The organism is Candidatus Chazhemtobacterium aquaticus (assembly GCF_009936135.1).
In the GTDB taxonomy this organism is placed as follows: Bacteria; Patescibacteriota; Microgenomatia; order UBA1400; family Chazhemtobacteraceae; genus Chazhemtobacterium; species Chazhemtobacterium aquaticus.
In genome coordinates, this window is sequence record NZ_CP047901.1 from 612666 (window position 1) to 625784 (window position 13119).

Consider the following 13119-nt stretch of genomic DNA (forward strand, 5'->3'; position numbering starts at 1 on the left):
CTATTTTCCACCAATCACCCTTTTTTCAGCCTGTGCCACAATCTCTCTAGTCCTCTCCACCGCGTCAGGAGATACCGACACCGAGGTGATTCCCCATCTCACCAATTTCTCTACTAAATCAGGATACTGACTGGCTGCCTGACCACATAAACTAGCTGTTAAACCAAGCTTAACCGCCTTTTTAATGGCCGTCTCCAACATCCACAAAACCGCTGGATTTCTTTCATCATAAGCCCCCGCCACGTCCTCATTGTCTCGATCTACTCCTAGAGTTAACATGGTTAAGTCATTTGACCCAATGCTGATTCCATCAATCCCTGCCTTGGCAAACTCCTCGAGCAAAATCACGTTACTAGGGATCTCCACCATCATCCACAACTTAAATGAACTAGATCGGCTTAAGCCATTAGCCGCCACAATTCGTTTAACCTTAAGCAACTCATTTGGTTCATGAACAAATGGAATCATTAACCACAAATTCTTATATCCCAGCTTATCTCTCACCATCTTAATCGCCTCAAGCTCCATCTCAAATACCTGCTCATCAGTAATGTATCGCAGTGCCCCTCGATAGCCCAACATCGGATTAGGTTCCGGTCTTTCAAAATCCTTACCCCCGATTAAGTTCTGGTACTCATTGGTCTTAAAATCACTCGCGCGATACACTACCGGCCTGCTGCCAAAAGACGAGGCAAACTGAGCCAGTCCCACTGCCAACGACCTCACATACTCTTTTCGCTTGCCATCTCTAAGCATCTTCTTGGGGTGCTTACCTATCTGCGCCATCATAAACTCAGCTCGCAGCAACCCCACTCCATCCACATTCTTCTGGGCCACACTCGAAGCCAGTTCTGGCTCACCCAAATTAACATATACTTTAGTGGCCGTCTCTACCAAACCTGCACCAATATCTCGCTTAGTGTACTTCAGGTCTTGTTCTTTAGGTTTACCAGCAAATACCTCACCAGTTGTACCGTTAACTGTAATTAACTTCTCTTTCTTAAGAACTTTGGTTCCATCTTTACTGCCCACCACCGCTGGCACCCCCAGTTCCCTTGATACGATCGCCGCGTGCGAGGTTTGTCCTCCTGAGTTAGTCACAATCGCTACCGCTCTCTTCATCGCCGGCACAAAATCAGGAGTAGTCATCTCCGCTACCAACACATCTCCTTCCTTGATCTTGCTTATTTCCTTGGCCGACTTTAATACCACCGGCCTGCCCCAAGCCACTCCAGGCGAAGCCGCATCTCCTTTAACCAATAACCTCAAACTAGATTCTTCCTTTAAGCTCATCTCAGACTGTCTCTCTACCGCCTCCATGGTTGTAATCGGTCTGGTCTGAACTACATACAACTTACCACCTTCCATGGCCCACTCTATATCCTGTGGGAATCGGTAATGGCTGTGTAGTTTCTCACCAATCTCAGCCAGCTTTACAATCAGGTCATCCTCTAGCTTCTGCCTGCCTACCTTCCACTTAGGCAAGGGATACTCTTTGTTTACCCCATTTTTTCTGGTTAGCTCTTTCTTCTGCTCATTAATCTCCCTGGCATAAATGGTCATGTCATCTCGTCTTACCTCATAGTGATCTGGTGTGTAGGTACCCTGAACAATCATCTCGCCCAAACCCCAAATAGCCTCGATTACAATAATCCGCTTATCATTATTTACCGGATTAATAGTAAACATATTTCCACTTACCTCAGATGCCACCATCAGCTGCACCGGTACTGCCAAAGCCACCTGGAAATGATCAAAGCCATTGGTCTCTCTGTAAAAAATAGCTCTGGCCGTAAACAAAGATGCCCAAGCATCTCTGACTGCCTGAATAACTGCCGCCTCTCCTTTAATATCCAAAAAAGTAGATTGTTGTCCGGCAAAGCTAGCCTCGGGTAAATCCTCTGCTGTTGCCGAAGACCTAACCGCTACTAAGGGATTCTTAGTTTTACTGCTAAGTGATCTGTAATGTCTGATAATCGACTCCGCCATCTCATCAGGAATATCCGCTTTTGAAACCATCTTCATGATCCGGTCTGCCGCCCTTTGCAGCTTATCCGAGTCCTTCACCTCAACCCCATCAAGCATTTCTCGAATCTTGCTATCAAAACCATTAAACTTCACCATCTCTCGATACGCTTGTGCCGTCACACAAAATCCATTCGGAACCGGAAAACCAGCTCGGGTCATCTCACCCAAATTTGCCCCCTTACCTCCTACCAAACCAATATCCTCACGATCAATCTCATTAAATTTTAAAACAAAAACAGACATACCTTCATCATAGGCAACTTACATCAAAAAGGGAAGTTGCTCTTACTTTAATTTACTCTTGAAATAATCTACCCAGGGAATCGGCGCTGGATCAATCTTATGAAGTAAAGCTAAATAAAAGGAGACAAATCCACCAAAAGCTATCGTCTCCCACACCTGAGCCAGCGCCCCACTTGTCTCGGCCTTAATCCTAGTCACCCCATATCCTTGTTTAGTGATTACCTCCTCAGTTAAAAGCAGACGCTTACTGATTACCGGGTCATACAGCTCACTATCAAATATCACGAAATGAAATACTTTTCTTAACTCCTTAGGGAAACTTAAACCTTCAAGTAAATGATGGTTTAACTCTGGTAAATCAAACCTAGCCGCAAAGGTCTTCGCATTCTCATTTAATTGGTTTTTAAATACATGAATCGCACCGGTCAAGTGCTCGGCTCCAATCATAATCACCGCCTTTTCCTCTACTATCTCGGCTAACCGTTTAGCTGGATTTTCTTTAAACGGCCTATCCTTACCCAAGATCTGTTGCTGGCTGCGCAAGTTGGCCAATACCTGAGTTACCAACTCAGACTCAATCTCAACGTGACCACAACGAGACAACACCATTAACACCGCCATCACGTTCATCCCAATGGCCATCCTTGGCTGTTTACTCGGGTTATATTCCTCATTCAGTTTCAAAACCGGCCAGTTATTTTTCTCTGCCACCTCCACCAAACTACCCCCTCCAGCAATCACTACCACACAGGACTTTCTGGCCTCAGCTTCCTTGGCTGCATGAAGTACCTCCTCCGTACCACCAGAATAGCTTGATAAGATCACCAAACTTCTTTCATCTACATAAGCAGGCAAATGGTAGTTATTTACAATCTCAAGTGGCAACATCAGCTTATCATTGCACATACTCTTAACCACTCTAGCTCCCAAAGCTGATCCGCCCATACCCACAACTACCAAGTTATCAACCAGCCTACACGCCTTGCCTATTTTTAACTCCGTTAAGCCCTCCCACAACCCACCAATTTGCTGAGGCAGTGTCAACACCGAGTCATACACCCGACTGCTATCCAGTTTGTAACTGCTTTCTTGATCTAGTTTATGTTTAAACATGGCCGCCTAATTTTTTTAACATTGAAAGTACCTGTCCTCTTCGTCTCTCCAGTTTACCAACTTCGTATGCTTCTATGTTAAATCTTACCACTGGTTCGGTTCCAGAAGGACGCAGGTTAAACCAAAAATCTCCATACTCTACTGTAATTCCATCCGTTCTTCTTATCTGCTTTGGTTTACCCAAGCTTGATTGATCGGAAGTTATCACCTGAAGCACCATCTCTATAAATCTGTCCCTATCATCCACTTTTACTGACATCTCCTCTGCCTTTTCATAAATACGAAACTCCTCCACCTGCTTACTTACTGGTCGATCATCACTGGAAATAGCCATCAGCAATATCAATGTGCCAACCAATGCCGAGTCGTTATAGTTATTCTCCTTAAAGTAAAAATGTCCTGAGTGTTCCCCGGCAAATATAGCTCGATTCTTTCTCATCATTGCCTTAATCAACGAGTGGCCTACTGGTGCCAGTAAAGGAGTTCCTCCATACTCTGATATCTTTTTAGGCACAATCTGGCTCATCACGCTGGTATACAACATCTTAGGTCTAGTTGTATATTTTCTATGTTCCAATAAATACTTAGCTAAGTAGGCGGTCATCAAAGATCCCTCAACGACTCTCCCTTTCTCATCTACCATAATCACTCTGTCTGCATCCCCATCATAAGAAAAACCGCAGTCAGCCTTCTCCTCTCTCACCCGTTTTGACAATCCCTTCAGCGTGGCTGATAACAAAGGGTTGGGTAAGTGATTGGGGAAACTGCCATCGGGCTCAAAAAACATCTTCACCGCTTTAATCTGTGGCAAACGATTTAATGCCTCCACCAACTCTATCCCCGCAACACTGTTACCAGCATCAAACACCACCTTCATTGGTCTTATCGCTCTTGGGTTAACCAATGAAAAAACATGATCCATCCACCTATTCATAATCTGTTTACTCACCACCTTGCCCTTAACCTTCTCCTTAAGGTGTATCTCACCCATCATCCCCTTAGCCAATTGCTCCAAATCACTCTTCTCGGTAGCTCTTCCCTTGTCTTTAGCAATGATTAACCCGTTGTACTCTTTTGGATTGTGAGATGAAGACACAATACAAGCCAAATCTACTTTTAGTTCCTTAGCAGCAAAATAGTTCATTGGTGTGGTGATCATCCCCAGATCAAACACCTTAACTCCAGCCCTCACAAAACCATCTATCAAAGCCCTACTCAACCACGGTCCAGACAATCTCATATCTCTCCCCACAGATACCAATTTTGGATGATACATCTCACTTAAAACCAGCGCCAACCTGTACATCACTCCTTCATCAAGCTGCTCAGGATATATCCCCCTTATATCATTGTCCCTAAATATCTCTCTTTCTACTGGCATATTAGTTCATCACCTCATATTGATAGTAACAGTAACTCCATTCTTGTTGCCAAGGGTAAGTTGCTTTTACCAAGCTTGGTTTCCTCCTCCAATCGATATATCTCCGTATGAAACCTTAACAAACCCTCCATACCAAAGACATCTGCCTGTTTTTTAAGTTTTCCAGTCAACCACGACGGGCCCCTAAAACTAGTCGGGTCACTTAAAATGCTGATCAGCTGTCTTGTTTGTCGAAGTAACATAAAGAAAATTAGTTCTGCTGGCTCATTACTCGATAGCTCTTCCCATAAAGGCATAAAAGCTCGCTGACCTCCTGGTACTACGCTTTCTAAGAATTTAAAAATCTTACTGTTTACCTTAAACTCTTTTATCTCAGCCTTTACTCCCTTAAGTTTTCTTCCATCCACCGGTTTTGGTTCCCAGATAACTACCATCTCCGGACTTTCCTTTTTAAGATACTCAATCACTGCTTTTTTTGACGAGCTTGTCAGACCACTAAACAGCTCCTCAATCACTACCAATCGCAGATCACCAAACAATCCACCCGACTCAACCGCCTGGATTACCTCACTAAGATCTGCCTTTTTTGCCAACAAGGTCACCACCTCCACCCCCTTTAATCTTGCCTGCTCCTTATACTTATTTAAGTACTCTCTTGACTCAATCTGGTTATCTCCATGTATTATCTTCATCTCTTTAGTCTTTTAAACATCATTTCTACGGTCTGATGGGTTACCTGATGGCGTCTGCCCTTACCAATATGGGGTACCAAGGCTCCTGAAAATGTCTTGGGGATATGCATCAACTCGTGAATAATCACCCGCCATTGATCATCCTCACTTAAGTGGTCAAAATGCTGGCTTAAAAACTCAATACAGTAATGTGGCTTAACCTCCAAAGCTTCCTGCCAAATTCGAGGCATGGCGTAAATCCTTGCTCTAGCTCTAGCTGTTGCGCCTGTAGATCTAAAAGCCACTACCTGATCTGGCTTAATATGCTCCATATTAAGCCTTTCCACCACCTCCCTTATCCTCTCATCAAGATCACGCGCTCTTTCTAACTTCATCACCTAACCCTAATCAATTTTTGCCTCCAAATCAACCTCATCCCTGACCTCAAATCGTTTTATCTCATCACCAATCTTGATTCCCTCAACATCAACTACCTCAAGCACCATATCCACCTCCTCATTCGGCCAGATTCGTTTATACGGCGTTGCATAACTTGCGTTATCTATCCCCACTACCTTCCCGGACGAGATCCACACTATATATATGTCAAATCTCATCTCCTTCATCCAGAAGGCATATCTATCCTTGTTCTCAAACACAAACAGCATCCCCTCATTATCCTTCAGTCTGCTTCGCCCAGACAGTCCTCTAATCCTTTCATCATTAGTGTCAGCCACCTCAACCCAGTACTTTCTTCCCCCAATCTCCACCATCTCTTCGTGAGCCACTCTATCTCTGTTAAGTCCCAATATCCTTGCCAACCACAACCAGACACCCTCCCAATCAACTAACTCAAATCTCTCAAAAATTGACTCACTACTATCCTTAGTCTCACTCACCACTCCTCCCTGTTTTATTTCCTCTAACACTTCTTGATTAAGCACAGGTTCACCCTTAACCGCCAAGCTCCTCCACACCTGATACACCTCTCTGGGCTGGCCATTCATATCAAGGAAAGAAAAACCTACAAACGGACCGGCACCAGCTCTCAGTAAAAATGGAGTAATCGCCACGATCCGTGGGTCATTCCACACCTGGTCATGCGCCGTCTTCAAGTATGAAGCAGCAACTCGTTCATCCACAACACTCATATCCCATCCAGTCTCGGTAATAAACACGGGCAAATCTCGATCTGTCCTTCTTGACACAAAATCAAGCTCAAAGCGGAAACTTGCTATCGATCGGTCAGTTCGGTCAGTCGGCCTACCCCTAAAGCCAGGATTAGGATATGCATGACTAGTCCAACCATCTATTTTCTCCAGAATCTCAGGCTGACGAGCAACCATTCTCTCCCAGTAGCTTCGCCAATGTAGACTCTCCCCGTTTGACGCCGCCGCGTTATCCATACCCGCTGGCAGAATGAAGAAGTCAGCAGACCTCTCCTTAAATATGGTCATTGCGTTCATTAGAGTATCGGCATATTTCTCAGGGGAAACGTATCCGCCATACTCATCAGCCCGATTCACTTCATTAAAGATCACCACGTATCGGTTCTTAGTCGGCCACGGCAAGTCGTTCAAAAAGTTAGCAAAATCAACCAGATCATAGTTATTAGGCTCATCCCAATGCAAGCCCGACACCACCGTAGCTACCCTTACAATTGGTATCACCCTATTCTCAGCCGCCTGTCTCATAAACCTTATCCACTTCTCTCTGTTTCTATCAGTTGCCTGAATCGGTACCGTCACATATCCCCATGCGCCAGTATCACCATTAACTAGCTTGGCCGCCTCCATTACCTCATTAGGATCCAGTACATGAATGCCGATTTTGTTGTTAGCTGTCAGGTTTGGGTCCTCAACCGCAATTACCCTTCCACCCCCACCGGCAATCAGAGCAAAAAATGTAACTAAAACTACAAAAAAGCGCTTCATATCTGTATATTAACATCAGTTAGCCTCGTAAGCAATCAAAAGGCCTAACTGCTAATTATTCCCACATAAGAGCTAGGTGTATACCCGTAAGGGGATGGCCACATACCCGTAGGGGTATCTATATCAGACTGTTGGTTTAACCCTCTCATCAGTCCATTAATCTAAACCCTATTTTACCCTTTTTATCTTCATTCCTAAATGCCGATAGCTTTCCTCGGTAACCATCCTTCCCCGGCTAGTTCGCTTCAACAAGCCAATCTGCATCAAAAAAGGCTCATACACATCCTTAATCGTCATCACATCCTCGTTTATCAACGCTGCCAAGGTCTCCACACCAACTGGTCCACCACCATGTTTCTCAATTACTGCCTTAAGCAATTTTCGGTCAATCTCATCCAACCCCAACTCATCTACCTCAAGTAGTTTCAAGGCCTTCAAAACCATCTCCCGATCTGCCTGTTTTACACCATGTACCTCAACGTAGTCTCTTACTCTTCTAAGTAGCTTTAGAGCCACTCTAGCCGTCCTTCTTGACCTTTTGGCCACCTCAAGGCATCCTTGATCATCCAATTTAAACTCCAACTTGTTAGCCGCATTGGCAACTATATTTTTAAGCTCTTCATCATCATAAAAACTTAACCGATGAATCACTCCAAACCGATCTCGTAGTGGAGCCGCCAACAACCCCACTCTGGTAGTGGCTCCTATCAAAGTGAACTTAGCCAGTTCCAAACGCAACGACCTTGCCGTTGGACCCTTACCCAAAATTACATCCAGCACATAGTCCTCCATCGCCGGATACAGTGTTTCCTCCACCGTCTTGTTTAATCTATGAATCTCATCAATAAACAACACATCACCCTCCTGCAAGTTAGACAAAATTGATGCCAGATCTGCCGCTCGTTCAATCGCCGGACCTGAGGTTACTCTAATACTCACTCCCATCGACTTAGCTACCAAATGAGCCAGTGTTGTCTTACCTAAACCAGGGGGGCCATAAAATAAAATGTGTTCCAATGGTTCCTTGCGGTTTTTAGCTGCCTTAATAGCGATATCTAAAGACTGTCTTAGTTTTTCCTGACCCACAAACTCATCCCACGACTCGGCTCGCAGATTATTACCTTTCTCTACCTCCTCAGCTGCCACCACCACTTTATCTTCTACCATCTCGCAAAGCCAATCTAATTTGTTCCTCAGCCGATAACCGGCCGTCTATTTTCTTCAAACTCTCAACTGCTTCCGCCTTAGTTAACCCCAAGGCCACCAGACCTTTCAAAGCGTCAGCTTGATTTGGATAATCCGCTAAATCAAGTTTCTCATCCCCGCCCAACTTACTCTTAAGATCAACAATCAGCCTTTGTGCTCCCTTAGTTCCAATGCCGGGTACAGCTGTAAAAAAACTAACATTACCGTTTCTGATAGCCTCAACGATCTCACTTTTACTCCCAGACTCCATCACTGTCATAGCCATTTTAGGGCCGATCCCACTTACCGAGATGAGTTTCTCAAAGAGTTGTTTCTCCTCTTGGTCGGCAAAACCGTACAGGGCCAAGACCTCTTCTCTTACATGAGTGTAAATATCTAAAACAACTTGCTCATCCAAGACCAGTTTGTTGTTTAATCTTGCATTTACATTAACCTCATAACCCACCCCATTCACCTCAACGATTATCTTACCTGTCTCTTTCCTGATTACCTTACCTTTTAACAATCCAATCATCGCCACCTATTGTAACCCAATTTACTCATCACAGCTTAAGTCAAGCCTCCCTATGCCTTTAATCTGCTATTTACCGATCCGTGTGTCAAAGCCACTGCTAAGGCATCAGCTGCGTCATCAGGTTTGGGTGTCTCCTTAAGGCCCAAGATTCTAACTACCATTAACTCAACCTGTTTTTTGTCAGCCTTACCATATCCAGTTACCGCTGACTTCACCTGTAGGGGAGTGTAACTATAAATAGGCAATTTCTTGTGCCTGCCAGCCAACAACACTACACCTCTAGCCTGACCCACACTCATAGCCGTCTTGGCATTGGTAGCAAAGAATAAATCCTCGACCGCCACTTCATCCGGCTTGTACTCATCAATCAGCTCACCGATTCGTTTATATATCAATTCCAGTCTCTCCACCAACTCACTGTTAGCCTTAGTCTCAAAACAGCCATAAGCCACCATCCTCTCCTTCCCACCATTCTTATCCAGCACCCCCCAACCAGTTCTACCTGTTCCCGGATCAATTCCTAGTATCCTCATCACCTCATTCTAACAAAGAAAAAACATAATATCCCATAGTCAGTATGGCGTTTAATATTAATCACTCATCCTGTATTCTCATACCATGGCTATCAAGCTCAACCACCAACTAAATATCATTAAGGACTCACCTGCTAGTTTCATATTCCTTCACGGGTTAGGTGGCAATCTCAAGGCGTGGAATCCCATAGTCAGTGAGTTAAATCAACTGGGATATACCACTCTAAGCTTTGATCTTCCAGGACATGGCGATTCTCCAAATACTTTCTCACTTTCCGACTACACCCAAACAAGCATTGTCCATCAAGTTCACCAGGTTGTTGCCAAATACAAGCTAACCAACCCCATCCTAGTAGGGCACTGTTATGGTGGCTTCTCCGCCCTGACCTACGCTCATCTCTATCCCAAAGACGTAAAAAGGTTGGTTTTAATCAGCACCACCTACAAACTCTTCACTCCTAAACACTCACTTAATTCAAGATTCATCAAAATGGTTATCCTCTCACTTCTTAAAAACTTAGTTCCATCAAGGCATCAATCATACATACGAGACTGGGATTTAATCAGGCTGTTTCGTGAGATTATCAAAACTACACCCTTAGGCTATTCTCTTTCAGTCCTAGGGGCCTTAAGTTTTAATGCCACCAAATATCTGGCAAACATCAGTTGTCCTACTCACGTCATCCATGGGGTAGGGGACAGTGTCATCCCTTATACACTAGCCAAAGAACTAGCTCAAAAGATACCTAAATCAAGCCTAATCTTGGTTCCCCAAGCCAATCATATTATCGTTATCAATCAGCCGCAGACAATCGCCAAGCTGCTACGCAAAGTGGGTCAGTCAATAAAACAGACTGGCATATAATCGGTATAATCAAGCTATTAACATTTGTAACACGCTAAATATGCCAGGTTTTCACACCCATCTCGAAGACGAGACCGTCAACAATCAAAACTTTAGAAAAGTTCTTTTCACCGCGAATAATACTCAGCTAGTCGTCATGAGCCTAGAACCAGGTCAGGACATTGGCATGGAGATCCATCCTGACAATGATCAGTTCTTCAGAGTTGACCAAGGAGAAGGTAAAGCCATCATCAATGACCAGGAGTTTATCCTCCAAGATGGTGATGCCATCATTATCCCAGCAGGAGCAGAACACAACATCATCAATACTTCACAGGAAGCATATCTCAAGCTCTACACCCTCTACTCACCTCCTCATCACCCCGATGGCACCATTCACCCCACTAAGGCAGATGCCATTGCTGCCGAGGAAGCCGAGGGTCACTAATAAAAGCCACCCCCTATCTTTTCTAGTAAGAAGGCTGTATAATGTCCTATATTGTTCTAAGAATTAGGCCATTAGCCTCAATCCTGTTAGACCCGTCCGCCTCTTTGGCATAAGACCGATTGTCTACCTTGAACTTCTACTAGGGCAATCGGGGAGTTTCCCCCTTACAAAAATGTATCAACAGCGAAATAGTTTTCGTTCTGGCTCTCGTGGCCGTCATAATCGATCTAACTCGAATCGTTCTTTTGGGCATAATCGATCTGGCCGTGGCCGCTTTCAGCCAAAGCAGTTAGATCCTCGTCTCTTCATAAAACCAGCTGATGCTGTTCAAAGTGAAGTGGCCCCCGTCACCAGTACCTTTAGTGACTTCAAGCTACCCAAACAGCTAGTCACCAATCTATCCAGTATGGGTTTTGACACTCCAACACCCATCCAGGATCAAGCCTTAACCCCCATCCTTAATGGCCATGATCTAATTGGTTTAGCTGATACCGGTACTGGCAAAACTATAGCTTTTGTTCTCCCCATTCTGGCTAAATTAATAAAAGACCCTGCTCAAAATGCTCTAATCATTGCTCCCACTAGAGAGCTAGCTGTCCAGATCAAAGATGATATTAAAGCGCTTAGTAATGGTCTTCCCATCAAAACTGTCCTGTTAATTGGTGGTACTGGCATCTATCGTCAGATCCAAGAGCTTAAGCGCAATCCTCACATCTTCATCGGCACCCCAGGCAGACTCAAAGACCTGCATGAACGTGGTTCACTCAATCTAAACAACACTCATACAATCGTACTAGATGAGATGGACCGCATGCTGGATATGGGATTTGTCAAAGACATAACCAAGTTGTTAAGTTTCTTACCCAAAGAGCGCCAGACCTTGCTCTTCTCCACCACCATAGATGATCGAGTAGAGGGTATAGCTCATACTTTCATGAACAATCCGCTAAAAATCTCGGTCAAAACTGGTGCTACAGCTCAGAATGTAGATCAGGATGTTGTTCATCTCTCTGGTTCAGACAAGATAAGTGTCCTAAAGGAATTGCTTAAACAACAGCGATTCCAGAAAGTCTTGATCTTTGGCCGTACCAAATACGGAGTAGAGAAGTTAAGTGTCACTCTATCTCAAAACGGCTTTTCAGTTGGAGCTATTCACGGTAACAAAAGGCAGTCTCAACGCCAAAGGGTTCTCACCGACTTCAAAACCGATCGAATCAACATTCTAGTTGCCACCGATGTTGCAGCCAGAGGTATTGATGTTAAAGACATCACCCATGTCATCAACTACGACCAACCTGATACCTACGCAGACTATATCCATCGTATTGGCAGAACTGGAAGAGCGGGAAAGACTGGACAAGCACTAACTTTTGTTGAGTAAAAACAAATAAGTATCATAAACTTGATACTTATATCTTCAATCCATCATATTCAATCTGTGTGACCCCACGGGGAATCGAACCCCGATTACCAGGATGAAAACCTGGCGTCCTAGCCGTTAGACGATGGGGCCTCGGAAGTAAAAAGAGTGGGTCCACTGGGATTCGAACCCAGGACACCCTGCTTAAAAGGCAGGTGCTCTAACCAGGCTGAGCTATGGACCCATTACCTTCACGACCAGACCATTACGATCTGTTCGTTATTTTACCATTTTCATGCCTCTTACCTGACGAAAACCTTCTCCTTGCGTTGAATTTTCTTCTTCTTGTCAGCTTTTTTCTTCTCTTTACCAGCCTGATCAGCCTTCTTGGCTAGTCTTTGTTCCTTAGCCGCCTTAGCTGCTCTTCTAGCAATTAGTTCCTCTTCGCTGGTCATCTCTTCCTTAACCACTACCTGTTCCTCTATATTCTGTGATACACCCTTAACAAAGCTATCTTTAACTTTGGTTGCTCTCTTACCTTCTCTACCTCTCAAGTATCCCAAGTGAGCTCGTCTGACCTGACCTCTCTTGGTTACCTCTACCTTGGTTACGGTAGGGGACTCCTCAGGAAAAATTCTCTCAACCCCAATACCACCTGCTGCGATCTTTCTCACTGTAAATGACTTTAAGCCACCATGACCCTTGATGCGAACTACCAACCCTTCAAAAATCTGAATTCTGGTCTTGTTACCTTCTCTAACGGTCTGGTGAACTCTGATAGTATCGCCTGAACCAAATTTAACTTGATCTCTCCAATTTAATATGTTTGCCATTTTTATGTCTT

Annotated in this window: 13 protein-coding genes and 2 tRNA genes; 3 read left to right on the forward strand and 12 right to left on the reverse strand. The window is 44.4% G+C overall.

The window, feature by feature from the left end; genetic code table 11:
• The 9 genes from ppsA to ruvC all read right to left on the reverse strand — a co-directional run bounded on the left by ppsA (position 1) and on the right by ruvC (position 9623).
• Positions 1-2271, reverse strand: a complete 2271-nt coding sequence (gene ppsA, locus MICH65_RS03250; protein ID WP_161931981.1) for a phosphoenolpyruvate synthase — start codon at positions 2269-2271, stop codon at positions 1-3.
• A gap of 42 nt (positions 2272-2313) precedes the next feature.
• Positions 2314-3384 carry an SIS domain-containing protein gene (locus tag MICH65_RS03255; protein WP_161931982.1) on the reverse strand — a complete coding sequence of 357 codons (1071 nt, stop codon included), beginning with the start codon at positions 3382-3384 and terminating at the stop codon, positions 2314-2316.
• Positions 3377-4765: a phosphomannomutase/phosphoglucomutase gene (locus tag MICH65_RS03260; protein WP_161931983.1), complete on the reverse strand. Its 1389-nt coding sequence runs from the start codon at positions 4763-4765 to the stop codon at positions 3377-3379. Before MICH65_RS03260 ends, MICH65_RS03255 begins: the two co-directional genes overlap by 8 nt.
• A gap of 14 nt (positions 4766-4779) precedes the next feature.
• The gene (locus MICH65_RS03265) at positions 4780-5457 is read right to left on the reverse strand and encodes a hypothetical protein (RefSeq protein WP_161931984.1); all 678 of its coding nucleotides are present in this window, start codon (positions 5455-5457) and stop codon (positions 4780-4782) included.
• The gene (locus MICH65_RS03270; protein WP_161931985.1) at positions 5454-5831 is read right to left on the reverse strand and encodes a putative metallopeptidase; all 378 of its coding nucleotides are present in this window, start codon (positions 5829-5831) and stop codon (positions 5454-5456) included. The genes MICH65_RS03265 and MICH65_RS03270 overlap by 4 nt, the downstream gene beginning before the upstream one ends.
• A 9-nt stretch (positions 5832-5840) precedes the next feature.
• Positions 5841-7370 (reverse strand): DUF192 domain-containing protein, encoded by a 1530-nt coding sequence (locus MICH65_RS03275; RefSeq protein ID WP_161931986.1) that lies wholly within the window; start codon positions 7368-7370, stop codon positions 5841-5843.
• 168 nt (positions 7371-7538) lie between these two features.
• Positions 7539-8537, reverse strand: a complete 999-nt coding sequence (gene ruvB / locus MICH65_RS03280; protein WP_161931987.1) for a Holliday junction branch migration DNA helicase RuvB — start codon at positions 8535-8537, stop codon at positions 7539-7541.
• Positions 8524-9090, reverse strand: a complete 567-nt coding sequence (gene ruvA / locus MICH65_RS03285; protein ID WP_161931988.1) for a Holliday junction branch migration protein RuvA — start codon at positions 9088-9090, stop codon at positions 8524-8526. The genes ruvB and ruvA overlap by 14 nt, the downstream gene beginning before the upstream one ends.
• Before the next feature lie 50 nt (positions 9091-9140).
• Entirely contained in the window at positions 9141-9623 is a 483-nt protein-coding gene (ruvC, locus tag MICH65_RS03290) for a crossover junction endodeoxyribonuclease RuvC (RefSeq protein ID WP_161931989.1), read from the reverse strand.
• 85 nt (positions 9624-9708) lie between these two features.
• Here ruvC and MICH65_RS03295 point away from each other — a divergent pair, with 85 nt between their 5' ends.
• The 3 genes from MICH65_RS03295 to MICH65_RS03305 all read left to right on the forward strand — a co-directional run bounded on the left by MICH65_RS03295 (position 9709) and on the right by MICH65_RS03305 (position 12296).
• The gene (locus MICH65_RS03295) at positions 9709-10488 is read left to right on the forward strand and encodes an alpha/beta fold hydrolase (protein WP_161931990.1); all 780 of its coding nucleotides are present in this window, start codon (positions 9709-9711) and stop codon (positions 10486-10488) included.
• 40 nt (positions 10489-10528) lie between these two features.
• Positions 10529-10915 (forward strand): cupin domain-containing protein, encoded by a 387-nt coding sequence (locus MICH65_RS03300; RefSeq protein ID WP_161931991.1) that lies wholly within the window; start codon positions 10529-10531, stop codon positions 10913-10915.
• A 172-nt stretch (positions 10916-11087) separates the two neighbouring features.
• The gene (locus MICH65_RS03305) at positions 11088-12296 is read left to right on the forward strand and encodes a DEAD/DEAH box helicase (RefSeq protein ID WP_161931992.1); all 1209 of its coding nucleotides are present in this window, start codon (positions 11088-11090) and stop codon (positions 12294-12296) included.
• Between the two features lie 60 nt (positions 12297-12356).
• On the opposite strand, the gene MICH65_RS03310 is transcribed toward MICH65_RS03305, so the two are convergent.
• The 3 genes from MICH65_RS03310 to rplS all read right to left on the reverse strand — a co-directional run bounded on the left by MICH65_RS03310 (position 12357) and on the right by rplS (position 13108).
• Positions 12357-12428 (reverse strand) — tRNA-Glu (locus MICH65_RS03310).
• 16 nt (positions 12429-12444) lie between these two features.
• Positions 12445-12519 (reverse strand) — tRNA-Lys (locus MICH65_RS03315).
• A 58-nt stretch (positions 12520-12577) separates the two neighbouring features.
• Positions 12578-13108, reverse strand: coding sequence for a 50S ribosomal protein L19 (rplS, locus tag MICH65_RS03320; protein WP_161931993.1), 531 nt, complete (start codon positions 13106-13108; stop codon positions 12578-12580).
• Between the last annotated feature and the right edge of the window lie 11 nt (positions 13109-13119).

What these genes read in the sequence shown, in the direction of transcription:
- ppsA (WP_161931981.1), bottom strand. Translation starts at nt 2,271, where the DNA reads ATGTCTGTTTTTGTTTTAAAATTTAATGAGATTGATCGTGAGGATATT.
- MICH65_RS03255 (WP_161931982.1), bottom strand. Translation starts at nt 3,384, where the DNA reads ATGTTTAAACATAAACTAGATCAAGAAAGCAGTTACAAACTGGATAGC.
- MICH65_RS03260 (WP_161931983.1), bottom strand. Translation starts at nt 4,765, where the DNA reads ATGCCAGTAGAAAGAGAGATATTTAGGGACAATGATATAAGGGGGATA.
- MICH65_RS03265 (WP_161931984.1), bottom strand. Translation starts at nt 5,457, where the DNA reads ATGAAGATAATACATGGAGATAACCAGATTGAGTCAAGAGAGTACTTA.
- MICH65_RS03270 (WP_161931985.1), bottom strand. Translation starts at nt 5,831, where the DNA reads ATGAAGTTAGAAAGAGCGCGTGATCTTGATGAGAGGATAAGGGAGGTG.
- MICH65_RS03275 (WP_161931986.1), bottom strand. Translation starts at nt 7,370, where the DNA reads ATGAAGCGCTTTTTTGTAGTTTTAGTTACATTTTTTGCTCTGATTGCC.
- ruvB (WP_161931987.1), bottom strand. Translation starts at nt 8,537, where the DNA reads ATGGTAGAAGATAAAGTGGTGGTGGCAGCTGAGGAGGTAGAGAAAGGT.
- ruvA (WP_161931988.1), bottom strand. Translation starts at nt 9,090, where the DNA reads ATGATTGGATTGTTAAAAGGTAAGGTAATCAGGAAAGAGACAGGTAAG.
- ruvC (WP_161931989.1), bottom strand. Translation starts at nt 9,623, where the DNA reads ATGAGGATACTAGGAATTGATCCGGGAACAGGTAGAACTGGTTGGGGG.
- MICH65_RS03295 (WP_161931990.1), top strand. Translation starts at nt 9,709, where the DNA reads ATGGCTATCAAGCTCAACCACCAACTAAATATCATTAAGGACTCACCT.
- MICH65_RS03300 (WP_161931991.1), top strand. Translation starts at nt 10,529, where the DNA reads ATGCCAGGTTTTCACACCCATCTCGAAGACGAGACCGTCAACAATCAA.
- MICH65_RS03305 (WP_161931992.1), top strand. Translation starts at nt 11,088, where the DNA reads ATGTATCAACAGCGAAATAGTTTTCGTTCTGGCTCTCGTGGCCGTCAT.
- rplS (WP_161931993.1), bottom strand. Translation starts at nt 13,108, where the DNA reads ATGGCAAACATATTAAATTGGAGAGATCAAGTTAAATTTGGTTCAGGC.